The organism is Arthrobacter sp. KN11-1C (assembly GCF_052180225.1).
Taxonomy (GTDB): Bacteria; Actinomycetota; Actinomycetes; order Actinomycetales; family Micrococcaceae; genus Arthrobacter.
Window position 1 is genome coordinate 3,115,496 of record NZ_CP197467.1, and the last position, 23,333, is coordinate 3,138,828.

General features: G+C 64.8%; 21 protein-coding genes. 2 read left to right on the plus strand and 19 right to left on the minus strand.

Annotated features, from left to right (window positions below; translation table 11 throughout):
• Positions 1-30: 30 nt before the first annotated feature.
• The 9 genes from ACSBOX_RS14660 to ACSBOX_RS14700 form a co-directional block, all read right to left on the minus strand.
• Positions 31-1,017, minus strand: coding sequence for a carbohydrate ABC transporter permease (locus ACSBOX_RS14660; RefSeq protein ID WP_442543100.1), 987 nt, complete (start codon positions 1,015-1,017; stop codon positions 31-33).
• Positions 1,010-1,960, minus strand: a complete 951-nt coding sequence (locus tag ACSBOX_RS14665; protein WP_442543101.1) for a carbohydrate ABC transporter permease — start codon at positions 1,958-1,960, stop codon at positions 1,010-1,012. The genes ACSBOX_RS14660 and ACSBOX_RS14665 overlap by 8 nt, the downstream gene beginning before the upstream one ends.
• The gene (locus ACSBOX_RS14670; RefSeq protein ID WP_442543102.1) at positions 1,957-3,279 is read right to left on the minus strand and encodes an extracellular solute-binding protein; all 1,323 of its coding nucleotides are present in this window, start codon (positions 3,277-3,279) and stop codon (positions 1,957-1,959) included. Before ACSBOX_RS14670 ends, ACSBOX_RS14665 begins: the two co-directional genes overlap by 4 nt.
• 274 nt (positions 3,280-3,553) lie before the next feature.
• Complete coding sequence (locus tag ACSBOX_RS14675) at positions 3,554-4,558, minus strand: LacI family DNA-binding transcriptional regulator (protein ID WP_442543103.1); 1,005 nt, start codon at positions 4,556-4,558, stop codon at positions 3,554-3,556.
• 97 nt (positions 4,559-4,655) lie between these two features.
• Positions 4,656-5,273: a DUF5666 domain-containing protein gene (locus ACSBOX_RS14680; RefSeq protein WP_442543104.1), complete on the minus strand. Its 618-nt coding sequence runs from the start codon at positions 5,271-5,273 to the stop codon at positions 4,656-4,658.
• Between the two features lie 175 nt (positions 5,274-5,448).
• A complete protein-coding gene (gene gatB, locus ACSBOX_RS14685; protein WP_078105820.1) occupies positions 5,449-6,957 on the minus strand; it encodes an Asp-tRNA(Asn)/Glu-tRNA(Gln) amidotransferase subunit GatB in 1,509 nt (502 codons plus the stop codon).
• A complete protein-coding gene (gene gatA, locus ACSBOX_RS14690; RefSeq protein ID WP_442543105.1) occupies positions 6,957-8,513 on the minus strand; it encodes an Asp-tRNA(Asn)/Glu-tRNA(Gln) amidotransferase subunit GatA in 1,557 nt (518 codons plus the stop codon). Before gatA ends, gatB begins: the two co-directional genes overlap by 1 nt.
• A 4-nt stretch (positions 8,514-8,517) precedes the next feature.
• A complete protein-coding gene (gene gatC / locus ACSBOX_RS14695) occupies positions 8,518-8,814 on the minus strand; it encodes an Asp-tRNA(Asn)/Glu-tRNA(Gln) amidotransferase subunit GatC (protein WP_078105822.1) in 297 nt (98 codons plus the stop codon).
• Positions 8,815-8,951: 137 nt separating this feature from the next.
• Entirely contained in the window at positions 8,952-10,406 is a 1,455-nt protein-coding gene (locus tag ACSBOX_RS14700; RefSeq protein WP_442543106.1) for a CitMHS family transporter, read from the minus strand.
• A gap of 226 nt (positions 10,407-10,632) precedes the next feature.
• On the opposite strand from ACSBOX_RS14700, the gene ACSBOX_RS14705 reads away from it, so the two are divergent.
• Both ACSBOX_RS14705 and ACSBOX_RS14710 read left to right on the plus strand, forming a co-directional pair.
• Positions 10,633-12,453, plus strand: a complete 1,821-nt coding sequence (locus tag ACSBOX_RS14705) for an ATP-binding protein (protein WP_442543107.1) — start codon at positions 10,633-10,635, stop codon at positions 12,451-12,453.
• A complete protein-coding gene (locus ACSBOX_RS14710; RefSeq protein WP_442543108.1) occupies positions 12,450-13,124 on the plus strand; it encodes a response regulator in 675 nt (224 codons plus the stop codon). Before ACSBOX_RS14705 ends, ACSBOX_RS14710 begins: the two co-directional genes overlap by 4 nt.
• A 76-nt stretch (positions 13,125-13,200) precedes the next feature.
• Here ACSBOX_RS14710 and ACSBOX_RS14715 read toward each other — a convergent pair whose 3' ends face one another.
• From ACSBOX_RS14715 to ACSBOX_RS14760, 10 genes are all read right to left on the minus strand, one after another.
• Positions 13,201-13,581, minus strand: coding sequence for a RidA family protein (locus ACSBOX_RS14715; RefSeq protein WP_442543109.1), 381 nt, complete (start codon positions 13,579-13,581; stop codon positions 13,201-13,203).
• A gap of 57 nt (positions 13,582-13,638) precedes the next feature.
• Complete coding sequence (locus tag ACSBOX_RS14720) at positions 13,639-14,151, minus strand: GNAT family N-acetyltransferase (RefSeq protein WP_442543110.1); 513 nt, start codon at positions 14,149-14,151, stop codon at positions 13,639-13,641.
• An 853-nt stretch (positions 14,152-15,004) separates the two neighbouring features.
• Entirely contained in the window at positions 15,005-15,832 is an 828-nt protein-coding gene (locus tag ACSBOX_RS14725) for an inositol monophosphatase family protein (RefSeq protein WP_442543111.1), read from the minus strand.
• Positions 15,829-18,105, minus strand: a complete 2,277-nt coding sequence (ligA, locus tag ACSBOX_RS14730; protein WP_442543112.1) for an NAD-dependent DNA ligase LigA — start codon at positions 18,103-18,105, stop codon at positions 15,829-15,831. Before ligA ends, ACSBOX_RS14725 begins: the two co-directional genes overlap by 4 nt.
• A gap of 51 nt (positions 18,106-18,156) precedes the next feature.
• Positions 18,157-18,780, minus strand: coding sequence for a hypothetical protein (locus ACSBOX_RS14735; protein WP_442543113.1), 624 nt, complete (start codon positions 18,778-18,780; stop codon positions 18,157-18,159).
• Positions 18,781-18,923: 143 nt separating this feature from the next.
• Positions 18,924-19,682, minus strand: coding sequence for a PP2C family protein-serine/threonine phosphatase (locus ACSBOX_RS14740; RefSeq protein WP_442543114.1), 759 nt, complete (start codon positions 19,680-19,682; stop codon positions 18,924-18,926).
• Complete coding sequence (locus tag ACSBOX_RS14745; RefSeq protein WP_078105831.1) at positions 19,682-20,845, minus strand: adenylate/guanylate cyclase domain-containing protein; 1,164 nt, start codon at positions 20,843-20,845, stop codon at positions 19,682-19,684. Before ACSBOX_RS14745 ends, ACSBOX_RS14740 begins: the two co-directional genes overlap by 1 nt.
• Positions 20,835-21,443 carry a PH domain-containing protein gene (locus tag ACSBOX_RS14750; protein WP_442543115.1) on the minus strand — a complete coding sequence of 203 codons (609 nt, stop codon included), beginning with the start codon at positions 21,441-21,443 and terminating at the stop codon, positions 20,835-20,837. The genes ACSBOX_RS14745 and ACSBOX_RS14750 overlap by 11 nt, the downstream gene beginning before the upstream one ends.
• Entirely contained in the window at positions 21,436-22,344 is a 909-nt protein-coding gene (locus tag ACSBOX_RS14755) for a biotin--[acetyl-CoA-carboxylase] ligase (RefSeq protein WP_442543116.1), read from the minus strand. The genes ACSBOX_RS14750 and ACSBOX_RS14755 overlap by 8 nt, the downstream gene beginning before the upstream one ends.
• A 47-nt stretch (positions 22,345-22,391) precedes the next feature.
• Complete coding sequence (locus ACSBOX_RS14760) at positions 22,392-23,291, minus strand: SDR family oxidoreductase (protein ID WP_442543117.1); 900 nt, start codon at positions 23,289-23,291, stop codon at positions 22,392-22,394.
• Between the last annotated feature and the right edge of the window lie 42 nt (positions 23,292-23,333).

Below are 23,333 nucleotides of genomic sequence, written 5' to 3' on the forward strand. Positions count from 1 at the left end.
AGTGCCTGTGTGAGTGCCTGGCGTGAGTCCCTACTTGAGTCCGGAGCGGCCGATGCCCGCCATGACACGCTTCTGCATGAGCAGGAACATGATCAGGATCGGCGCCATGGCCATGAGGGATGCAGCCATGAGGATCGGGTAATTGTTGGCGTGCTCACCCTGGAGGTTCGAAAGCCCGACGCTCAACGGTGCGGCGTTCGCCGTCGACGTCACCACCAAAGGCCACAAGAGGTCATTCCAGGACCACAGCACGGTGATGATGACCAAGGCCCACAGTCCGTTTGCCGCGAGGGGCAGCATGACCCGGAAGAAGATCTGGAACGGATTGGCGCCGTCCAGCCGTGCCGCGTCTTCGAGTTCGTCCGGGAGGCCCAAGAAGAACTGGCGCATCAGGAACAGGCCGAAGGCGCTGAAGATGCCCGGAGCCACGATGCCGGCGATGCTGTTCAGCCACCCCAGGTTTTGGATGATCTGGTACTGCGGGATCAGGAACAACTGCGACGGCACCATGATGATCGACAAGACGACGGCCAGGATGAGCCCTTTGAACCGGAACTGCATCCGCGCGAAAGCGTAGCCGGCCATCGAACAGAGGAGCACCTGGCCGATCACCCGGATGACCGTGATTGCCACCGTCACCCAGAGCTGCGAGCCGAAGTTCATGGAGGTGAAGACGTCGGCGAAGTTGTGCCACTGGACAACGCTCGGCCACAGGGTGGGCGGAGTGCTTTGGACTTCGGCGTTCGTCGAAAGCGACATGACGATCTGGTACAGAAGAGGCGAGATCATGGCCAGCCCGCCAATGGCCAGTACGCAGTGCGCCAGGACGTTCGAGCCTTGCTTGCCTCCCCTTGTCCCCTGGCTCTTGCCTGCCGGGCGCGGGGCACCCCTGCCCTTGGTGCTGCGGCTCTTGCCGTCCCGGCCCTTGGGTGTGCCTCCGGCTTGAGGCGGACCCGCAACCGGTCCGCTGCGCCGCGATTCGACGCCGCTTTTTGTTGAGAGCATCGATTCAGACATAGTTGACCCACCTCTTCTGGATACGGAATTGGAAAGCGGTCAGAAGAGCGATGATGACCAGGATCAAGATGCCGATGGCTGCCGCATAGCCCTTGTCGTTCTGCAGGAAGGCCTGGTTGTAGAAGATGTACACGAGGCTTTGCGTCTGCGGCATGGCCAGGTTCGCTTTCCCCATCATCACGTACAGCAGATCGAACAGCTGGAAGCCGCTGATCACGGTGACGATCGTGACGAAGAAGATGCTGGGCGTCAACAGCGGAACGGTAATGCTGAAGAATTGGCGGACCCTGCTGGCCCCGTCCATTTCCGCGGCTTCGAAGAGCTCCCGCGGAATCTCGCGCAGTCCCGCGCTAACGATGAGGAGGTTGAATCCCAGCGACATCCAAAGACCCACGGTAGCCACGGCGAGCAGCGCGAATCCCGGCGTCGATGTCCAATAGGGGCCTTGGATTCCGAACAAGCCCAGGAACCAGTTGATGGGCCCGAAGTCGCCGTTGTAGATCAGCCTCCACACGATCCCGACGGCGGCCGGCATGGTGATGTACGGAATGAAGTACAGCGTCCGGTACAGCGCCGCGAAGCGCAGGCCGGGACGCTCGATCAGGGACGCAAGGATGACCGCGATGGGAATCCCGAGCAGCACGACCACCGTGTAGATCAGCGTATTGAGGATTGACTGCGGAATGGTGGAATCGGCGAACATCCGCACATAGTTGTCCAGGCCGATGAACTTGGTTCCGCCGAAGACTCCCCACTTGGTGAAGCTGTAGTAGAACGTCTGGACGATCGGCCAAAGGTAGAACACGCCGATTCCTGCAACGGTTGGCACCACGAACAACCATGGCCACCAGCCATCCGACTTCGACTTGCCTTTGCGGCGGTCCCCCGCTGCTTGGGCCGCACGGACGCTTTTGGGTGCCGGCGTCAGGGTCTGGGCTTTCATGATTCTTTGGCCAGCGCTGCATTCATCTGGCTGGCAAGGTCCTTGGCGACGTCGGCAACCGGCTTGGTCCCGGCGAAGGCCTGCGGCAGCAAGGTGTTCTCGAGTTCGTTCCAGGCGGCCGTGTTGGCAGACGCCGGGTAGGGCGAGGCATCCTTGGCCAGGTCGAGGAAGACGGTGAGGTCAACGGAGGGAACAGCTTTGACCCAGGCATCCTGGGTGCCGTTGAAGGCCGGGATGACGGTCCCGGTTTCCGCCTGGATCTTGGCGGCATCCTGGGTTCCCAGGAAAGCGACGAACGCCTGCGCCGCGGCGGGGTTCTTCGCATTGGCGGGAATCACATTGGCAAGTCCGTGGATCACGCTCTGGTTGCTCTTCGGGCCCTTCGGGAGGCTGACAATGCCAAGATCGTCACCAAGAGCCTTTTGGGCCGGCCCGACGGTCCAGGAGCCGTCCATGGTCATCGCCAATTTCCTGGACGTGAACATGTCGCTTGAGGAGGTGTCCGTCAATTGCTGCATTGACGGCGATACGCCGGATTCGATCAGGTCGCGCCAGAACTGGAGGCCGGCGATTGATCCGGCGGAGTCGTATCCGGACTTCTTGCCGTCGGTCGAGATGATGGTCCCGCCGGCTTCGATCATCGTGTTGTAGTAGCTGGTCTGGCCGCCCGTGAGGTCGCCGGCATATCCGTAGACGCCCTTGCCCTGGTAGAACTTGGACAGTTTGGCACCGGCGGATTTCACGTCGTCCCAGGTCCAGTTAGACGTCGGCTCGGACACCCCGGCTTCCTTGAAGAGCGCCTTGTTGTAGAAGAGCGCGCTGGTATCGAAGTCCTTGGGGACACCGTAGAAGGCCCCGTTGACCGTGTACAGGTCCACCAGCGCCTTCGGGTAATTGGCGGTATCCACTGCCTTGCCGGACACCAGGCCATCGAGGGGCATGAGCTGGTTGTTTTGCGCGTAAAGCTTGATGTGCGGGCCATTCATCCAGAAAACGTCCGGCAAGGTGTTGCTGCTTGCCTGTGTCTGGATCTTCGTCCAGTAGGCCGATCCCTTCGACGGCGTGACGTCGATGGTGACCTTGATGTTCGGGTATTGCTTGTTGAATTCGGTCACGATCTTCTGCATCGCGGGCTTTTGCGCCGCGTCCCAGATGGCGTAGCTCAGCTCGGCGCTCAGGTCCTTCGCGGGAGCAGCGTAGGCGGCCTTGGCTGCGCTACCCCCGGCGGAACTGGTCCCGCCGCAGGCGGCGAGCGAAACGACGGCGGCACCGGCAGCCGCAAAAGAAAGGAATGACCTGCGGGTCACGTTGTGGTTCATAAGAATTCTCCGATGTCTTGGTCAGAAGACCGACGGTCCTTCGGGGGCGGGCCCGCATTCGGCGAACAGCCAACCCAACTGGTGTTGTGCAGTCGATCACATCATGTTAATCGTTTAAAGGCAAGATTCTGAATGATCTTTCCTTAACTTTTTCGGGTAGAAAACGTCACCAAAGTGCAAAAAGGATGGATCACCCGATCATCGGGCACGTGCTTCGACAAACTGCGGGGAGGGCCCCGGGGGCTCCGGGTTCATGCACCGGGCGCCCCGGATTTCACGCAGAGGGCGCTGAGTCCCTCACGATGAGCTTCCACGGGAATTCCAGGATGCGGGCGGGTCCATCGGGATTCCCTGCACGGTCGAGCAGGAAGGCGGCCAGGCCATCGAAAAAGCCCTCAGGACCAACGGTGGTCAGCGACGGCGTCATACGCTCGCCTTCGGTGGTGTTGCCGATACCGATCACTTCGACGTCTTCTGGAATCCGGAGTTGCAGCCGTTGGGCCGCATGGATGGCGGCTATTGCAGCGAAGTCGGTGGTCGCATAGATCGCCGTAGGACGGTCCGCCCGCTGAAGGAGCCGCAACGCCGCATCGAACGCGCTGAGTCCGTCGCGGTCATACGCCTCGACGTAGTCGTCCCGGTACTCCAAACCGGCTTTGGCAAGCCCGCGGGTGTAGGCGCCCAAGCGGATGTCAAGGGTGCTCAACGAAGGTGCCGAGGAGATCAGGCAAGCCACGCGGCGATGCCGCGCGGTGAGGTGCTCCACCGCCAGATCGCACGACGAACCCACCACCGGCCGCACGACGTCGAATCCCTCAGGTTCCATGGTGTCGCTGAAAACCACCAGGCGCTGCAATCTTGCCGCCTGCGCCAGCAGTTCGACATCACCGGGCTCGTCGGCGCCGTCGATGAACGTCACGTCCGCGTTTTGCCGTTTGAGGGCCACCCGCCAGTCGGTATCGGCCAGGATCATCGGCGTAATGCCGTGCCGGGCCGCGGCCGTACCAACAGCGCGGCTGACATCCAGTGCCCACGGATCCGAGATCATCGTGAGCGACAACATGAGCAGGTTCGTTCGGCCGGTGCGGATCGCCCGTGCCGATTGGTTGGGGCGATATCCGAGGGCGAGGGCCGCCTCTTGAACCCGCAGCACCGTGGCTGGCGCCACCCCGGAACCGCTCCTGCTGCCGTCTTTCCCGCTTCTGCCTGAAAGCACGTAGGACACGGTCGCCGTCGAGACCCCCGCTGCAGCCGCCACGGACTTGATCGTGGGGCGCATTCGTCTCCTTCGTGGCTAAGCCGCCGGACCTCGGGCGTGGTCCGGCGGTAGTAGCATCATAGCCAGACGAACGGGCGCGGGTTCAGGAGGCGCGGGTTCAGGAAGAGACGCCGCCGTAGCCGAGCCGCCGTCCGCCATTGTTGGACGCAGCGGGCAAAGTACCTCCGATAATGCGGGTGGCCGTGACAGTGGTGCCGCTCTTCGTGCCGGAGACCGCGACGGTGTCGCCCGCCTTCAGGTCGGTTGCCTTGATGGTTTGGGGTGATGGCCTCTTGCCTTGCGTGCCGGTTCCGGAGGCGGGAAGCTTGACGATGGTAGTCGACGATGTGATCGCGAAGCTCTGCGTGAAGCCATCATCGCTCTTCACGGAAATGCTCGTATCGCTGACGGACTGCACGGTGCCGCGCTGTGTCACGAGCGTCGTGTAGCTGCCGTCCTTGTTCTTGACCGTGAACTCACCGTGGATCCCCGGTCCTGCGAAACCGCGGGGAAGGACGGGGAACGGCCGGACCTTGCCCGGCGACGGGGTGGCCGGCGACGGGGTGGCCGGCGACGGGGTGGCAGGCGAAGCCGTGCTGGTCGGCGTCGCGCTCACGACGTACTCGGGGATGATCTGGCCGGCAGCCCAGACTGCGGCCACACCACCGCCGCCCAGGACGACGACGATTCCGCCGGCGATGAGGGCCCTACGAACCCCCGGAGTCATGGTGGACATGGCCGAATCCTTCCTCCGCTCCTCCCCGGTCCGGTAAGGGGCGGGCAGCAAAGAACTGATGACTCCATGATGAGCCTTGAAGCTGTGTGAGGGCTGTGGATCCAGGCCCAACTGGCTCGCAGTTGTTGTCGTTTTGACGGCTCAGAACGACATCAACTGCGAGCTAGTTGGGTGGTCAGCCTTCGACGCCGAGGCGCTCCAGGATCAGCTCGCGCACGCGGCCGGCGTCGGCCTGCCCGCGGGTGGCCTTCATGACTCCGCCGACGATCGCACCGATAGCCTGGAGCTTTCCGCCGCGGATCTTCTCCGCGACGTCCGGCTGGGCGGCCAGTGCGGCGTCGATCGCTTCCAGCAGGGGGCCGTCGTCGGACACGACGGCGAGGCCGCGCTTCTCGACGATCTCGGCCGGAGTGCCCTCGCCCGCCAGGACGCCGTCGAGCACCTGGGCAGCCATCTTGTTGTTGATCTTGCCGCCCTCGACCAGCTTGTTGAGCTCCACGATGGTTTCCGGCGTGACGCCGAGTTCGGAAGGATCGACGTCGGCCGTCTTGGCGCGTCCGACGATCTCGCCCATCCACCACTTGCGCGCCACGGAGGCACTGGCGCCGGCGGCGATGGTCTCCTCGATGGAGTCCATGACACCGGCGTTCACGACGTCGCGGAACTCGAGGTCCGAATAGCCCCAATCGGCCTGGAGCCGCTTGCGGCGGGCCGCGGGCGGCTCGGGCAGCGTGGCGCGGAGTTCCTCGACCCATTCACGGGACGCGAGCACCGGAACGAGGTCCGGCTCCGGGAAGTAGCGGTAGTCGTCGGCGTCGGACTTAGCCCGGCCCGACGTCGTCGTGCGCGTGTCCTCGTGCCAGTGGCGCGTCTCCTGGATGACCGGCTCGCCGGAGTCCAGGACGGCGGCGTGGCGCTGGATTTCGTAACGGACGGCGTGCTCGACGGCGCGCAGCGAGTTCACGTTCTTCGTCTCGGAACGGATGCCGAAACGTTCGCGGCCGTGCGGACGCAGGGAGACGTTGGCATCGCAGCGGACGTTGCCGCGTTCCATCTTGGCGTCGGAAACGCCGAGGTTCTTGACGATTTCTCGGACTGCGGCAACGTAGGCCTTGGCAAGCTCGGGTGCGCGGCTGCCGGCGCCCTCGATCGGCTTGGTGACGATTTCGACCAGCGGAACACCGGAGCGGTTGTAGTCCACCAGCGAGTAGTCGGCACCCTGGATGCGGCCCGTGGCGCCACCCATGTGGGTCAGCTTGCCGGCGTCCTCCTCCATGTGTGCGCGCTCGATCTCGACGCGGAACACCGTGCCGTCCGAGAGTTCGATGTCCAGGTAGCCGTCGTACGCGATGGGCTCGTCGTACTGGGACGTCTGGAAGTTCTTCGGGGTGTCCGGGTAGAAGTAGTTCTTCCGGGCGAAGCGGCAATACTCGGCGATCTTGCAGTTGAGGGCAAGGCCGATCTTGATGGAGGATTCCACCGCCGTCTTGTTCACCACGGGCAGGACGCCCGGCATGCCAAGGTCCACCTCGTTGACGTTGGTGTTCGGCTCGTCGCCGAAGACGTTCGGGGCGGAGGAGAACATCTTGGTCTTGGTGTTGAGCTCCACGTGGACCTCGAAGCCAAGGACGGGATCGTACTTCTCCATGGCCTCTTCGAAGCTGAGGATGGCGTCGGTAGACATCAGTTGGAACCTCCGGCGGTGGTGGAGCTGGAACCGAGCACGGGGGCACGGTCCAGCAGCGGGCCGCCCCACTTCTCTTCGAGCAGGGATTCAAGGACTGCGCCCACGCGGTACAGGCGGGCGTCCTCGCGGGCAGGCGCCAGCAGCTGGATGCCGACGGGCAAGCCGTCTTCGTCGGCCAGGCCGCCCGGCAGGGACAAGCCCGGGATACCGGCCATGTTCGCCGGGATGGTGGCGACGTCGTTGAGGTACATGGCCAACGGGTCGTCCAGCTTCTCCCCCAGCTTGAAGGCCGTGGTGGGAGCCGTCGGCGAAATCAGGACGTCGGCCTGCGCGAACGCGGCGTCGAAGTCACGCTGGATGAGCGTGCGGACCTTCTGTGCCGAACCGTAGTAGGCGTCGTAGTAGCCGGCGCTCAGGGCGTAGGTGCCCAGGATGATGCGGCGCTTGACCTCATCGCCGAAACCGGCAGCGCGTGTGGCGGCCATGACTCGTTCGATCGTCATGGGGCCGTCCTCGGGCAGGACACGCAGGCCGTAGCGCACGCCGTCGAACTTGGCCAGGTTGCTGGATACCTCGGACGGCATGATCAGGTAGTAGGCGCCCAGCGCGTACTTGAAGTTGGGGCAGGAAACCTCGACGATTTCCGCGCCGGCCTCCTTGAGCAGTTCAAGGGACTCGTTGAAACGGTTCTCGACGCCGGCCTGGTAGCCCTCGCCGTGGAGCTCCTTGACGATGCCGATCTTCATGCCCGTGACGTTGCCCGTCTTGGCTGCGGCAACGAGGGTGTCGAAGGGGTCCGTCAGCGAGGTGGAGTCGAAGGGGTCGTGGCCGCCGATGACTTCCTGCAGGAGGGCCGAGTCCAGCACGGTCCGCGAGACGGGGCCGATCTGGTCCAGCGACGAGGCCATGGCAATGGCACCGTAGCGGGAAACAGCACCATAAGTGGGCTTCATGCCGACCGTGCCGGTGACGGCGCCGGGCTGGCGGATGGATCCGCCGGTGTCCGTGCCGAGGGCCAGCGGAGCTTCGAAAGCCGCGACGGCGGCCGCGGAGCCACCGCCGGAGCCGCCCGGAATGCGGTCCAGGTCCCACGGGTTGCGGGTGGGGCCGTACGCCGAGTGTTCCGTGGAGGAACCCATGGCGAATTCGTCCAGGTTGGTCTTGCCGAGGATGGGCATCTTCGCTGCGCGCAGCTTCTTGATGACCGTGGCGTCGTAGGGGCTGTGCCAGCCTTCGAGGATCTTGGAGCCGGCCGTGGTGGGCTGGCCGATCGTGACGATGAGGTCCTTGACGGCGATGGGTACGCCGGCGAGCTCGTGCAGCGACTCGGCCTCGGCACCCCCGGCGGCGCGGATCGCGTCCACCTCGGCGGCGACGGCGAGCGCCTCTTCGGCGTTGACGTGCAGGAAAGCGTTGACTTGCCCGTCGACGTCGGCGATCCGGTCCAGGTACGCCTGGGTAACCTCGACCGACGTGACCTCGCGAGCGCCCAGCTTGGCGGCCAACTGTGCCGCGGACAGGCGGATGAGTTCGGAGTTGTTCAATTCAGTCATTCGCTTAGTCCTCATCCAGGATTGCCGGAACCTTGAAGCGGCCCTCGAAGGAATCCGGAGCCCCGGACAACGCCTGCTCGGCGGTGAACGTGTGGCCCACGACGTCCTCGCGGAACACGTTGCTCAACGGAATCGGGTGGGACGTGGCCGGGACGTCGTCCCCGGCGGCTTCGCTGACGGACTTCACCGAATCCACGATGACGGCAAGCTCGCCGGCCATCCTGTCCAGCTCTTCGGCACTCATTTCAATGTGAGCCAGACGCGCAAGATGCGCGACGTCGTCACGGTTGATCGCAGCCATGGATCTCCCCTGCAAAGTTCAAATGGTTTTCCGGACTAGTCTACGTGGCTTGGACGGCGAACAACGCGGGGTCACTTACGGCCCATCCGGAGGTCCCGAACGGGCCGTAAGTGACCCCGCGTTGCGTGGTTGCGCTGTTAGCCGATGCCGATGGCTCCGGTCAGCATGCCCACTGCGAGCATGACGACGGAGATGACCGCCGTGCGCCACAGGACCTTCTTGTGGTGATCTCCCAGTTCCACCTTCGCCAGGGACACCAGCAGCAGGATCGCGGGGACCAACGGGCTCTGGAGGTGGAAGGGCTGGCCGGTGATGGAGGCTCGGGCCATTTCCGCGCCGCTGATGCCGTAGTGCGCGGCGGTTTCGCTCAGGACCGGCAGGACGCCGAAGTAGAAGGCGTCGTTGCTCATGAAGAACGTCATGGGGATGCTGAGCAGGCCGGTGATGACGGCCATGAACGGACCCATCTCGGCCGGGATGATGTGGACCAGCCACGCGGACATTTCCTTGACCATGCCGGTGCCGTTAAGGACACCCGTGAGGACGGCCGCCGCCATGACCATGCTGACTACAGCCACGATGGACGGCGCATGGGCCACCAGTTGCGCGCCCTGTTCCTTGACCTTGGGGAAGTTCACCAGCAGGGCGATCGCAGAACCCACCATGAAGACGTACGGCAGCGGCACGAGGTTGGCCACGAGCATGACCATCACAGCGACGGTGAGTCCGAGGTTGAACCAGAACAGCTTCGGACGCAGGGTCTTGCGGTGGGGATCGAGTGCGGTGTCGGTCAAACCGGCATCGGCGAGGTCGACCAAGGTTTCGGTTCGTTCGAGGACCACGACGCCGGAGCTGCCGCCGGTGCCCGGCGTAGCGGCGGTGCGTCCCGAGCCACTGGTGCCCGTGCCGCCGCGGCGCGTGCCGCCGTCGAACATGTCACCGGCGTCGGCGAGGTCGCCCCAGATCTCGGGGGCCGTGGCGCGGAGGCGGTTGCGTTCCTGCAGGCCCAGGAGCCAAGAGAACACGAAGACGACGACGAGGCCGGCGATGAGGGAAGGCACCATGGGAACAAACACGTCGTTGACGTCGACCTTCAGGGCGGTGGCGGCGCGGGCCGTGGGACCACCCCACGGCAGGATGTTCATGGTTCCGTTGGCCAGGCCGGCAACACAGGTCAGGACCACGGGGCTCATCTTCAAACGGAGGTAGACGGGCAGCATCGCCGCGGTGGTGAGGATGAAGGTGGTGGAACCGTCGCCGTCGAGCGATACTGCGGCCGCGAGGATGGCGGTGCCGAGGACCACTTTGGCGGGGTCGTTGCCCAGCTTTCGGAGAATGAACCTCACCAACGGGTCGAACAGCCCGACGTCGATCATGAGTCCGAAATAGACGATCGCGAACATCAGCAGGGCGGCCGTGGACGTCATGGACTTCATCGAGTCCATCACCATGCTTCCGATGCCAAGACCGGCACCGGCAAACAGGCCGAAGATGGTGGGAACGATGATCAGCGCCAGAACGGGCGTCAACTTCTTTGTCATGATCAGGACCATGAACACCGCAATCATTGCGAATCCAAGCAATACCAGCACAGCCAGCTCCTTACTACAGTGAACGGCATCACGTCGATGTGATGCGCGATACAGAACGTATAGTGGCCACGCTCACAGCAAGGCGTTTGTGGGATTTGATCGACATACTGCTGATTGAGAGCATTTTGCTCATTGTGCTCAATGCTTCAATGGAGGGGTAGACGTAGAAGTACAGCGCCGCTGCTGCCCCGCTCCAGCCGGCCATTCCCCGCCGGAAGGAGGCAGCATGCCCAGGCTTGCCCTGCGGTTCTCGACGCAGACCCTGCTCCTCCAGCTCGGCGTCGTCGTCCTCGTGGTGCTGCTCAGTGGCAGCGTCCACGCATGGCTCGTCTACGGCCGGATCGGCATGGAGGCAGAAAACCAGGCGCTGACCTTGGCGCGCACCGTGGCCTCGGATCCGGCGATGCGTTCCCAGGTCGAAGCCATCAGCAAAGAGCAGGGAACCCCACCCGCCACGGTTCTCTCGGCCGGGCCCATCCAAGCCGCCGCCGAAGCCGCAAGGAACCGCACCGGGGCCTTGTTCGTGGTGGTCACCGACGAAACCGGCCTGCGGTTGGCGCACCCGGACTTGGTCCGGCTCGGCGAACGGGTCAGCACCGATCCCTCGGACGCCTTGTCCGGGAAGGAAGTCACCACCCGGAACACCGGCACCCTGGGAGCGTCCGCGGGGGCCAAGGTCCCGGTATTCGCACCGGGTTCCACCACCACCGTGGTGGGCGAAGTAAGCGTCGGCTACTCCATGGAGTCGCTCGGCCAAAGCCTTGCCGAGGACATCGTTCCCATCGCCCTGACCGCGGCGGGATCCCTCCTGGTCGGCGTCCTGGCGTCCTTCCTCCTCCGCCGCCGCTTGCAACGACTGACCCTGGGCCTGGAGCCCGAAGAAATCAGCACCCTGGTACACGACCAGGTGGCCGTGCTTCAAGGCGTGGACGACGGCGTGATCGGCATTTCCGCAGATGGCCGCATCACGGTCTTCAATGCTGCGGCGAGGCGGCTGCTGGGCATGCCGGAAGGCCCGGAAACTCCCGGCTCCCCCACAGCGGCGGGCACCGCCGCCGCTGGCGGCACCGACTGGTCCGACGCCGACCTGGCGGGCACCGACTGGGAGCGGGCCTCCGTTCCGGCGCAGCTCAAGGCACTCACCCAACCCTCTGCCCACGACGCCGAAGCGGTGGAAATCGTTGCGGGCGGCCGGGTCTTGGTTGCCAACGCCCGCAAGGCGCTGCACCGCAAGGAGGACCTCGGCTGGGTGGTCATGCTCAGGGACCGCACCGAGCTGCAGCAGCTGACACGCCAGCTCGACGCCGTGGGCACCATGTCCGCCGCGCTCCGGGCCCAGCGCCACGAATTCGCGAACCAGCTCCACACGATCGCCGGCTTCATGAGCATCGGCCAACACGGCCAGGCCAAGGACTATCTCGCCAGGATCTCGGCCACCGGGCCGCTGAAGTTTCCCGTGCAGCAGGCCGAGCTCCTCCAGGATCCTTATCTGCAGGCGTTCGTGGGCGCGAAAAGCGTGGAAGCGGACGAGCGCGGGGTGGCATTGCGGATCGGCCCGGAGACCCTGGTGCGGGAGCATGTCACCGAGCCGCAGGACGTCACCACAGTGCTCGGCAACCTGATCGACAATGCCGTCAACGCCGCCGTCGCCGGCTCTTCGACGGAACGCTGGGTGGAGCTTGAGCTGCTCGACGAACCGGGACCCGACGGCGGCGCGCTGCACATCGTCGTCGCGGACTCCGGCGACGGCCTCGGTGGCGTCGGGCCCGAAAGGGTTTTCGTAGAGGGGTTCACGACGGCGGAGCCCGCCGATGGCGGTATGGCCAGGGCGGGTGGGCAGGGACTCGGCCTCGCGCTGGTCCGGCAACTCGCCCGCCGTCGCGGTGGTGACGTGCGCGTCCTGGACCCGGGTTCGCCCGGAGGCCCTGGCGCCGTCTTCATGGCCACGATGCCGAAGGTCACCGGCGCGCCGGGCGACGCCCAATCTGCAGAGCACTCCGCCGGAGCCGAACGACCCGCAGCCGAAGCCAAGGAAGGACAGCAGTGAGCGACGACTTCAGGGTGTTGATTGTGGATGACGATTTCCATGTCGCCAAGCTCCACGCCGCCTATGTGGACTCCGTGGCCGGTTTCCTGGCCCTGGCCCCGGTGGGATCCACGGTGCAGGCGTTGCAGTCCGTGCATAGCCTGCGGCCGGACCTCGTGTTGCTGGACGTCTACCTGCCGGACGGTTCGGGCCTGGATCTTCTGGGGCAACTCGACGTGGATGCCATGATGTTGACCGCAGCGTCCGACGCCGTGTCCATCAGGACAGCATTGCGTCGCGGGGCCCTGGCGTATCTGTTGAAACCGTTCACGGCTGAGTCGCTGTCGCAGCAATTGCGTTCCTATGCCAGATACCGGCGTCTTCTCGGCCGGCAGCACGCCGTGGACCAGGACACGATCGAACGGGCCAAGCGCGCGCTCATCGCCGGTGACGTCGCGCCGTCGGGAAAGCCTCGTTCCGCGACCGAAGCATCCGTGCTGGAGTCCTTGGCACCGGGGGAACAATACTCGGCGACCGAAGTGGCGGAACGCGTGGGCGTCTCGCGCGCCACGGCGCAACGGTACCTGTCCTCGCTGGCCGACGATGGCGCCGTCGAGATCCAACTGCGCTACGGCAGCACCGGCCGCCCGGAACACCGCTACGGCGTCCCCGCCCGGCTCTCCCCCAAGTAGCCCCCACCCAAGTAGCTCGCAGTAGATGCCGTTATGAGGCGTCAAAACGACACCTACTGCGAGTCAGTTGGGATAGCTAGGCGCTCTTCTGGGCTACCAGTTCGATTTCGACCAGCATTTCGGGGTCGAGGAACGGCAAGACGTGGACCAGGGAAAGCGTGGGACGGATCTCGCCGAACACCTCGCCGTGCGCGCGGCCTGCGTCTTCCCATTTGCTGATGTCGGTCAGGTAGAGCTTGGACTGCACGACGTCCTCGTACTCGAACCCGGCGTCGGCCAGGACCGCACCCAGTTTTTCGAGGATGTACTTGGTCTGCGAGTAGAAGTCGTCGCCGACGATGCCATCAGGCCCTGACGCCGCCGTGGCCGAAATGAAGAGCGTGTTGTCCACCTGGACCGCGCGGGAATATCCAAGGGTCTGTTCCCAGACCGAGCCCGTGCCGAATGTCTTGCGCATGCCGCGCCTTTCTCAGTTTCCGCACCCGGCCCGATGACCGGGGTTTACGAGGAAACTTTATGGCTGGCGGACATCCTGCCGATAAACGAACAGCTTTATGTCGGTCCCGGGAACGAACCAATCACGCTCCGGCTCCCTCTCGAATCCGGTTTTGGCGTAGAGGGCGTTAGCGCTTTCCCATGTGGCGCCCGTGGTGAGGGAAACGGCGTTGATGCCGTCGAGGGAGCGGGCTTGGTCGACGATCGCCTGCACGAGGGCGCGTCCGGCACCCGAGCGCTGAACTTCCGGATCCACTACCAGGGTGCGCATTTCGAGTTCGTCCGGAAGGCCGATGTCCGAAAAATCGCCTCCGGCCTTGGCCGACGTCACAGAGCCGATGATCCGGCCATCGCGCTCGGCGACGAAAACGTCGGCGTACCGGGCGCGCCCGGCCACGTCGCGCAGCTTCTCCAGGTAAGGGTGGTCCGGGCTGCCGTAGTAGCCAGCGGTCACGTAAGACGCCATCGTAATACGGGCTACGGCGTCGTAGTCTTCGGGCAGGGCGGGACGGACGGTAATCTGCGAATGCACTGATCCATGGTAGTCGGGTCCGCGGGGCCGGAGGTGCCAAAGCGGCGTTTCCGTGACCGAACTATCACCCCTGGGCCCAACGCCCGCTCACATACAAGTGAGCGAGCGACGGCGGAAAACCCTAAATAGGTGAGCGAGCGTCGGCGGAACACCCCACATAGGCGAGCGAGCGTCTTAGAGTACGACGGCGGCGGGCGACTTTACGTCGTCCCGTCTCGGACGCTCGCTCAGATATCCACCTTGATCCCCCAACGCTCGCTCACAAACAAGGCCGTTCCACCCAACGCCCGCTCACAAACAAGGCCGTTCCCCCCAACGTCCGCTCACATACAAGGCCGTTCCCCCAACGCCAGTTCACATACAAGGCCGTCCCAGCCAACGCCCGCTCACAAACAAGGCCGTTCCACCCAACGCCCGCTCACAAACAAGGCCGTTCCACCCAACGCCCGCTCACAAACAAGGCCGTTCCACCCAACGCCCGCTCACATGTGAGTGAGCGAGCGTCGGCGGAAAACCCCACACAAGTGAGCGAGCGTCTTAGAGTACGACGGCGACGGGCGACTTTGCGTCGTCCCACCTCGGACGCTCGCTCAGATATCCACCTTGATCCCCCAACGCCCGCTCACAAACAAGGCCGTTCCACCCAACGCCCGCTCACATGTGAGTGAGCGAGCGACCGCCGAAAACCCCACATAAGTGAGCGAGCGAGCGCGGAACACCCCACACAAGTGAGCGAGCGACCGCGGAATACCCCACATAGGTGAGCGAGCATCGGAGGAATACCCCACATAGGTGAGCGAGCGTTTGAATCCGTCGAACAAGGTTTCGCCAGGCTGGCGCGGACTCCCCGGCCTTAGAGCGGGAACTTGCCCGATAGCTCGAGGGTTCCCGCGCAGGTCCACGCTTCCAGTCGGTCCGCGACAGTGGGGCCGCCGTCAAGCGGACTGGTCAACCGTGGGCGGCGGACCCAGCATCCGGCTTCCTCGGCGATCAACGCGCCCGCCGCGTAGTCGTGTTCGTTGAGTCCGCGTTCTCCGAAGGCGTCGTGGGTTCCATCGGCCACGAGGCAGAGATCCAAGGCTGCGGAGCCGAGCCGGCGAAGATCGGCGAAGCCTTCCATCAGGTTGCCGAGCCCGGCGAACTGTTCGGCCCTCGTGGCGGGATCGTAGCTGAATCCGGAGGCCACAATCAGTCCAGTGCGTCCCAGCTGCGGTCCACTCAGCTGGCTGCGCTGCCCGTTTTCTTCAAGCCATGCTCCGTGGCCTCGTGCCGCCGAGTAGATGCGCCCCAGCGCGGGGGCGTTGACGACGCCGGCCAGCCAGACGCCGTCGGGATCCGCGACGGCCACGGACGTGGCGTAGTAGACGATGTTGCGGATGAAGTTGGTAGTGCCGTCGAGCGGATCGATCGACCATCGGTAGCCGCTCGGCTGCTCGGGCCGGGTGGTGCCGTGCTCTTCGCCCGTGATGGTGTCATGCGGGCGGGCTGCCGTGATGGCACCCCGCACAGCGTTCTCCGCCGCGACATCGAAGGCCGTCACCCAGTCGCCGGCGTCGCCTTTGTTCACGACGCCGAGGGTCCCCGCCGAGTTGGGTCCGGCGGGCCGGGCGGCGAGTACCTCCGCTCCGGCCGCAGCTGCCGCGCGGGCGACCGCGAGTAGGTCCAAGACATCGGCCGTCATTCGGAGGCTTCCGTTTCCGCAGCGGCAGCGCCGGCCAGCGCGACGGCGGCGTCCTCATCATCCGGTGCGGCGCCAGCGGCAGGTTCCAGGACGCCGTCGAGCAGTGCCTTGAAGCCGTCCTCGTCCAGTACCCGGATGCCGAGCTGCTCGGCCTTGTCCAGCTTGGAGCCAGCGTTCTCGCCGGCCACGACGTAACTGGTGTTCTTGGACACCGAGCCGGCCGCCTTGCCGCCCCTGATGATGATGGCTTCCTTGGCTTCGTCCCGGCTCAGCGTGGGCAGGGAGCCCGTCACCACGATGGTGAGGCCTTCCAGGTTCCGCTGGATGGCGGCGTCGCGCTCGTCCACCATGCGTACCCCGGCGGTGGCCCAGCTGTCCACGATTTCCTGGTGCCAGTCAACGGCAAACCATTCCTTGAGCGCCGCGGCAATGGTCGGTCCTACTCCGTCGACGTTGGCTAGTTCTTCCTCGGACGCGGCGCGGATGGCTTCCATGCTCCCAAGCGCCGTGGCCAGGGCCCGGGACGCCGTGGGGCCGACGTGCCGGATGGACAAGGCAACAAGGACTCGCCACAGGGGTTGCGTCTTGGCCTTCTCAAGCTCCTTGAACAGTTTGTCCGTGGTGGCTGTGGGTTTGGAAGGGGTCTTGGCGGTGGCCTTGGAATAGAAGTAGGGCACCAGTTCGAACGTTCCTGTGCCTACGCCCTTGGAGCGCTTCTCGCGGTGGATGCGGACCTCGGCGAGATCCTCCGGCGTGAGGCTGAACAAGGCCGCCTCGCTGCGCAGCGGCGGAGTTTCCGGTTCCGCAGGCTGGGTGAGGGCGATGGCGGCTTCCCATCCCAGGGCCTCGATGTCGAAGGCGCCCCTGCTCGCCACGTGGAACACACGCTCGCGCAGCTGGGACGGGCACGACTTCGCATTGGGGCAACGGATATCGACGTCGCCCTCCTTCGCCGGAGCCAGGGGCGTGTGGCAGGAGGGGCATTCCGTCGGCATCACGAACTCGCGCACGGGAGGATCCTGTTGATCGCGCAGGGCCAAGACCGGCCCGACGATCTCAGGAATGACGTCTCCGGCTTTCCGGAGAATCACGATGTCGCCGATCATGACGCCCTTGGCCTTGACCACGTCCTGGTTGTGCAGGGTGGCCATTTCCACGGTGGATCCAGCCACCTTGACCGGTTCCATCACTCCGTACGGAGTGACGCGGCCGGTGCGGCCGACGTTGACCTGGATGTCGAGCAGCTTGGTGTGGACTTCCTCCGGCGGGTATTTGTACGCAACGGCCCAACGTGGAACGCGCGAGGTGTAACCGAGGGCACGCTGCGTGGCGAAGTCGTCGATTTTGACCACGATGCCGTCGATCTCGTGCAGGAGATCGTGCCGGTGTTCGCCGAAGTGCTTGATGAAGTCCAGCACCTCGTCGAAGGAGTCCAGGACTTTCAGGTAGGGGCTGACCGGCAGGCCCCATTCCTCCAGCAGCTTGTACGTCTCCGACTGGCTCATGGAGTCAAGGCCTTCGCGGGCCCCGATGCCGTGGACGAACATCCGCAACGGACGTTTGGCCGTTTCCGCCGGGTCCTTCTGGCGCAGGGAACCGGCCGCGGCGTTGCGGGGGTTGGCCAACGGCGCTTTGCCGGCCTCGATTAGCGCTTCGTTGAATTCAGCGAAAGCCTTGGACGGAATGAAGACTTCGCCCCGGATTTCCACCTCGGACGGAAATCCGCTGCCACTGAGCTGGCGCGGGATCTCCTTGATGGTGAGCACGTTGTGGGTGATGTCCTCGCCCGTGGTGCCGTCGCCGCGGGTGGCGGCACGGACCAGCTTGCCGTCGCGGTACAGCAGGTTCACCGCCAAGCCGTCGATCTTCAGCTCCGTCAGCCACGCAATACGGGTAGCCGCCGTTCCCAGCTTCTCGACCGAAGCCTCGGCTTTGCGGACCCACGCTTCCAGCTCGTCCAGCGAGAAGACATCCTCCAGGCTGTACATCCTCTGGAGGTGCTCGACGGCGGCGAAAGCGGCCGAAACCTCGCCGCCTACTTCCTGTGTGGGCGAATCGTTGGACACGAGCTCGGGGTGCAGGGCCTCGAGCTCCTCAAGGCGGCGGTACAGGGAGTCGAACTCGGCGTCCGAAACCGTCGGCGCATCTTCCTGGTAGTACGCATAGCGGTACTTGCGGACGAGGTCTGCGAGGTTTTCGTACTCTTCCCGTACGGCTTCCGTTGGAACTGCGGTTTCGCTCTCTGCTGTGCTCACGTACCTATCTTGCCGCAAAGCCGCGACAAAATAGGGCCCCCGGACGGGAGCAGTGAAGACAAGCAGGAATCAGTGCGTAAAGCGGTGTCGGCTCCACAACGCGAAGGCAATGCCGCCTGCCGCCACCAAAAGCACGGCGCCCATAATGGCGATCACCGCGAACATGTCCGAACCCGGCCCTTTGGCATCGCTCACCGCGGCGGCCTGGGTGGCCTTCAGCCCGTCTTGGATCGGGGTATTCCAATTGGACGACGCCGACGGCGAGGGGCTGCTCGTCGTCGTGTCCGTCGGGGTCGGCGGGCTGGAGTCCAGAGGAGCTTCCGACGGCGCCATGCTGGGTTCCGGTTCGACGGTCACCACGGGGGCGGGTTCGGGTGCGGCGGGCGCGGGCGCCACCGGGGCGGGTTGAACCGGTACGACGACGGGTGCCGGCGCGACGACGGGTGGCTTGGAGGGCGCGGGATCCACGACTTTCGGTTGGGTCGGCTGGGGTGCCGGGTCCGGAGCCGGGGCGGGCGAGGTGGGCGAAACTTGTTCCTGCCCGGGAGCCACGAGGGCCTCGGCGTGGGCCGAAAGCAACGGGAAAGCGCACATCGCTACAGCCATGGCAATGCCCGCGAGGGCAACGGAGAACGGGCGTCGCACAGCGGCACGGGTCGCGCCGCCAGAGCGCGCGGAGGAGCGTTGGGTCATGTTTACCTCTGCAGGACGGCACAGGCCGCCCGGAGTTGGGGTGGTATTGACCGGAATCTTCCTACATAGTCCGGGCGTGTCGCAAATCCCGTTCCCCAATATCGCCGTCGACGGGAGCCGGCGCGGGCTCCATCGGCGTCGTTCTACGCAGTCTTGGCATCCACCACAATCGCGGTGACGTTGTCCCGCCCGCCCCTCAGCAACGCCTCCTTGATGAGGGCATCCACCGCGTCCTGGGGCTTTTCCGAAGTGCTCAGGATCCGGAACATGTGCTCGTCGCTCAACTCGCCGGTGAGTCCGTCCGAGCAGACCAGTATCCGGTCGCCGTCCTGGATGGGCAACAACCAGAAGTCCGCTTCGTTTTCGCCGCCGGTCCCGAGGGCACGGGTCACCACATGGCGGCGCGGATGCACTGTGGCTTCTTCCCGCGTGATCCTTCCGGCCTCCACAAGTTCCTGGACTTCCGAATGGTCCACGCTGATCTGCCTGAATTCGCCCCCGCTCAAGCGATACGTCCGAGAGTCGCCGATGTTCATGACCAGCCAATACGCGACGCCCATATGCTCCGCGACGACCACTCCGGACAGCGTGGTTCCGGCCCGGCCACCCGTGGCATTCCGGATCTCGGAGTCGGCGGCAAGGATGCACTTCTGCACGACGACGGCCGTCGCCGATCGCACGCCCGCCGCCAATTGCGGCATGTTGCCAAGGGTCCGTACGCACAACGCGCTGGCAATCTCGCCTGCCTCATGTCCGCCCATGCCGTCGGCCACCGCGAAGACCGGGTCCACTGCGATGAGCGAATCTTCGTTGAGTTCCCGGCTGAGTCCACGGTCCGTCCCGTAGCCACAGCTCACGGTGAATCCCGGCCCGGGGGTGGGCGCTGCGGACTGTGAATTCATCAGTCGAGGACCAGTCCCTTGCCAAGGCCGCGGGCAAGCCGGACAGGAAGAATCTCCCCAAAACCACGAACGTTTTCGGCTGTCTGCGGAACCAGGACGAAGCGCTCGTCCTGGCCCAGCGCTGCCGCCGTCATCTCGTCCACCAGGACCGTGCCGGGTTCAGCCAGTGCCGTCAGCCGGGCCGCCAGGTTGACGGTAGGGCCGTAGATGTCGCCGAGACGGGAAAGGATGCGTCCCCACACCATGGCCACCCGGGCTTCCGGGAGGATCTCGTCTTCGGTGAAGGCCTGGGCGAGCGCCAAGGAGATCTCAGCTCCCGCGGCCGGCGTCTCGGCAATATAGAGGACTTCGTCGCCGACCGTCTTGACGAGGCGGCCGCCGCCGATGGAGATGATTTCCGCGCACTTGTTCTCGAAGCGCTGGACCAACTGCGCCAGGGTCTTCTCGTTCATGCGGCGCGACAAGCTCGTGTAGGACACAAGGTCGGCAAAACCCACAGCGCGTGCCAAGGGCAACGGTGCGTCGTCTTCGTCCCCTTCGCGGCCGGCCTCGCTGGCCTGGAGACCGGCCTCGGCACGCACGGCCAGGCGCTGCACACCGGCATTCATCTGGCGGCGCCAGGAGTACAACAGGATCTCTTCCATGGCATCCACAAGGTTGGGCAGTTCGTTGACCAACTGTTTGCGTGCAACGGCATCGGGAATGCCTTGCTGCACCACCATGTCTTCAATGAGCGCCTCGACTTGCCACACGACCATGCGGTCGGTCATCTGGCCGATGGCGCGGGTCACGGAAATGGCAGCTTCCTCGGTGAGCTTTCCGGCGCGGACAAGGTCAAGGATGGTGGACAGCGCCCCGAGGTCGCGCTCGGTGAACGCCACGTCCTGGTCGCCAAAGTTGGGGAAACCCAGCGCCCGCCAGAGTTTGCGGGCAGACAAAAGCGAGACGCCCGCGCCGGCCGCCACTTCGCGTCGCCGGAGTTTGCGTTCGCCGCCCAAAAGCCTGGTTTCAAGGGCTTTGATGGCCACCCGTTCCGCAGACAGGGCGCCGGTGGGAGGGGAAACGACGGGGAGGACCCCCGTTGCTGCTTGGTCCACGGAAGGTTCGGGCACGGCGTCGGGCTCGTGGTCCATGTACTCAGGCTCCTGCTCGTCAACGCTCATCTCTTCCACCTTCTCTCATATCCCAGGGCAACGCGGCATCCGGGTAGTTGTCAAAATCGCCATCAGCGCCGGAGCCGAACCCGACACTCGTCGGAAGCTCGGCCATGGCATCCATGATGAAACTCCGGAACTTGCCGACCTCCGGAACATCCGCGAGAACGGCCTCGCCGGGGTGCCCGGTATCCAAGGATATATTCCCGGAGCGCAATATCCGTTGGAGCAGCGATTGTTTGATGCCCACGCCACGCACCGCGGCCAGGGGCACTTGCCAGTCGCCGCGGCGAAGCATTCCAAAACGGGCAACTATCCGGCCGCTTGTGAGGATGTACCGGATGCCGCGCCAGCGGATGAATCGCGGGAGGCTGTAGCCAAGCAGCACGATTGCCACGATCACCAGGCACGCGATGACCAACCATTGGGTCCAGTCGCTCGTGATGACCGGCAGCAGCTTGCCCGGCCCGCCCTTGACTATCCAGGCACAGGCGAACGCCGCCGCGGCAGGGACCAGGATGAAGGCCAGGACGGGACCAAAGAGCATCCTGGGCTGCTGCCGCGTGATCACGATGACTTGCTCCCCACGCAGGAGCTCTTTACGCATAACCGCTTTCGGTAGCCCTCAGGTGGACAACGTCGCCAGCGGTCACGACGTGCTCGCGACCACCGTGGTCCACCACTAAAAGGGAACCATACTCATCCAATCTGGACGCATGCCCCACCAACTCGTGGTCGCCGGGCAAATGTGCCTTCACTTCGCGTCCCAAGGTGACCATGACGGCTTCCACCCGCTTATGCAGGGAGGCGCCGCCGGCCAATCCCGCTGTAGGGTCGCCGTCGGCATTGCAGAAGCTCCGGTAGAGCGTCGCGAAGCGGGACAGGTAGTTCCGCAAGAGGACGGTACGGTCCGTGGTGCTTGCACCCTCAAGCAGGAGGGAGGTGGCGGTCGGGACAGGCAATTCATCCTCGCCGAGCGTCACGTTGAGGCCGGTCCCCAGGATCACGGCTGGAACAGACCCGTCCCCCATCGGCCCCATCTGGGCCAGGATGCCGGCAATCTTCTTGCCTCGGACGAGGACATCGTTGGGCCACTTGATCTCGGCAGGCAGGCCTGCGGTTTCCAGGAGGGTCTCGTGCAAGGCCAGCGCGCCCAGGAGGGACAGCCAGGAGTAGCTCTGCGTGGGCACGGGCAGGCCTTGGGCATTGACGGGACGCAGGACGATCGAAACGGAAATCGCCGAACGTTCGGGAGACTCCCAGTGACGGTCGAGCCGGCCCCGGGCCGCCGTCTGGTGCTCGGCGGTGAGCACTGCGAGATCAGCCCATTCCTTGGGCTCCGTGGTGACGGCGCGCAACAGATCAGCGTTCGTGGAGCCGGTGGTCTCCACGACCTTCAATTGCGAAATGCCGGCGGCCGCGAGGAAGTCGGGGTGGAGCAGGGCATCACGGTCCAGGCCCGGGCGCGGGGCGCGTGGTTCGCTGCTGGCAGGCTGTTCGACGTCCATAGACAGAATCCTATCCAGCCAGCCCGGTCCCGGAAGAAGTTGTCCGCTTAGAGGAAGATATCCGGCACCAACTTCTCCTCCGCGGCCCCCAGACTGTAGGGCCTGAAGTCCGAAACACCCGCAGCCCTGAGCACTTCTTCGTCCGTGTAGAAATTGCCCGAAGCCCGTGCCGAACCGCCTGAGCCTGCGGGAAGGTGCGCACCGGTCAGGACAGCGTGGGCAGCGTCGGCCATGATTTCCGAGCCCCTGGCTGCTTGCACGATCTGTGCTCCGCCGGGCATGTTCCGGATGGCAGCGGTGTCGATCAACGTGCAGGGCCACAACGAGTTGACGGACACGCCGTCGTTCTTGAGTTCTTCGGCCAGGCCCAGCGTGGTGAGGCTCATGCCGTACTTGGCCATGGTGTACGCCAAATGCATGCCGGCCCATTTCGGGTCGAGGTTCAGCGGCGGCGAGAGCGTCAGGATATGGGCGTTGGCCGATTTCCGCAGGGCCGGGAGCGCGAGCTTGGACAGCAGGAAGGTGCCGCGGACGTTGATGTCCTGCATGAGGTCGTAGCGTTTCATGTCGATCGCGTCAGTGCGGGAGAGGTCTATCGCCGAGGCGTTATTGACCACGACGTCGATTCCGCCAAAGCGTTCGACGGCGGCGGCAACCGCCGCGGCAACGTCGCCGTCGTTGCGGACATCCCCCACGAGCGGCAACGCCTGGCCGCCGGCTGCTTCCAGTTGTTCAGCGGCAGTGAAGACGGTTCCCTCTAGCTTGGGATGCGGATCTCCGGTCTTGGCCATGATGACGATGTTGGCGCCGTCGCGGGCCGCGCGGGTGGCGATTGCCAGGCCGATCCCGCGGCTGCCACCGGACATCAGGATGGTGCGGCCCTTGAGTGATCCACGCGCCCGGTAGGGAAGGGCAGGGCTTGCAGAAGCATCGTTGCTTGAGGTCATGAAGACACTGTAGCCCAACTATGTTACTGGCGAGTAACATTG

Excerpts from the sequence above, each read along its gene's own strand:
- ACSBOX_RS14660 (WP_442543100.1), bottom strand. The coding sequence starts at position 1,017 with ATGTCTGAATCGATGCTCTCAACAAAAAGCGGCGTCGAATCGCGGCGC.
- ACSBOX_RS14665 (WP_442543101.1), bottom strand. The coding sequence starts at position 1,960 with ATGAAAGCCCAGACCCTGACGCCGGCACCCAAAAGCGTCCGTGCGGCC.
- ACSBOX_RS14670 (WP_442543102.1), bottom strand. The coding sequence starts at position 3,279 with ATGAACCACAACGTGACCCGCAGGTCATTCCTTTCTTTTGCGGCTGCC.
- ACSBOX_RS14675 (WP_442543103.1), bottom strand. The coding sequence starts at position 4,558 with ATGCGCCCCACGATCAAGTCCGTGGCGGCTGCAGCGGGGGTCTCGACG.
- ACSBOX_RS14680 (WP_442543104.1), bottom strand. The coding sequence starts at position 5,273 with ATGTCCACCATGACTCCGGGGGTTCGTAGGGCCCTCATCGCCGGCGGA.
- gatB (WP_078105820.1), bottom strand. The coding sequence starts at position 6,957 with ATGTCTACCGACGCCATCCTCAGCTTCGAAGAGGCCATGGAGAAGTAC.
- gatA (WP_442543105.1), bottom strand. The coding sequence starts at position 8,513 with ATGACTGAATTGAACAACTCCGAACTCATCCGCCTGTCCGCGGCACAG.
- gatC (WP_078105822.1), bottom strand. The coding sequence starts at position 8,814 with ATGGCTGCGATCAACCGTGACGACGTCGCGCATCTTGCGCGTCTGGCT.
- ACSBOX_RS14705 (WP_442543107.1), top strand. The coding sequence starts at position 10,633 with ATGCCCAGGCTTGCCCTGCGGTTCTCGACGCAGACCCTGCTCCTCCAG.
- ACSBOX_RS14715 (WP_442543109.1), bottom strand. The coding sequence starts at position 13,581 with ATGCGCAAGACATTCGGCACGGGCTCGGTCTGGGAACAGACCCTTGGA.
- ACSBOX_RS14725 (WP_442543111.1), bottom strand. The coding sequence starts at position 15,832 with ATGACGGCCGATGTCTTGGACCTACTCGCGGTCGCCCGCGCGGCAGCT.
- ACSBOX_RS14735 (WP_442543113.1), bottom strand. The coding sequence starts at position 18,780 with ATGACCCAACGCTCCTCCGCGCGCTCTGGCGGCGCGACCCGTGCCGCT.
- ACSBOX_RS14740 (WP_442543114.1), bottom strand. The coding sequence starts at position 19,682 with ATGAATTCACAGTCCGCAGCGCCCACCCCCGGGCCGGGATTCACCGTG.
- ACSBOX_RS14745 (WP_078105831.1), bottom strand. The coding sequence starts at position 20,845 with ATGAGCGTTGACGAGCAGGAGCCTGAGTACATGGACCACGAGCCCGAC.
- ACSBOX_RS14750 (WP_442543115.1), bottom strand. The coding sequence starts at position 21,443 with ATGCGTAAAGAGCTCCTGCGTGGGGAGCAAGTCATCGTGATCACGCGG.
- ACSBOX_RS14755 (WP_442543116.1), bottom strand. The coding sequence starts at position 22,344 with ATGGACGTCGAACAGCCTGCCAGCAGCGAACCACGCGCCCCGCGCCCG.
- ACSBOX_RS14760 (WP_442543117.1), bottom strand. The coding sequence starts at position 23,291 with ATGACCTCAAGCAACGATGCTTCTGCAAGCCCTGCCCTTCCCTACCGG.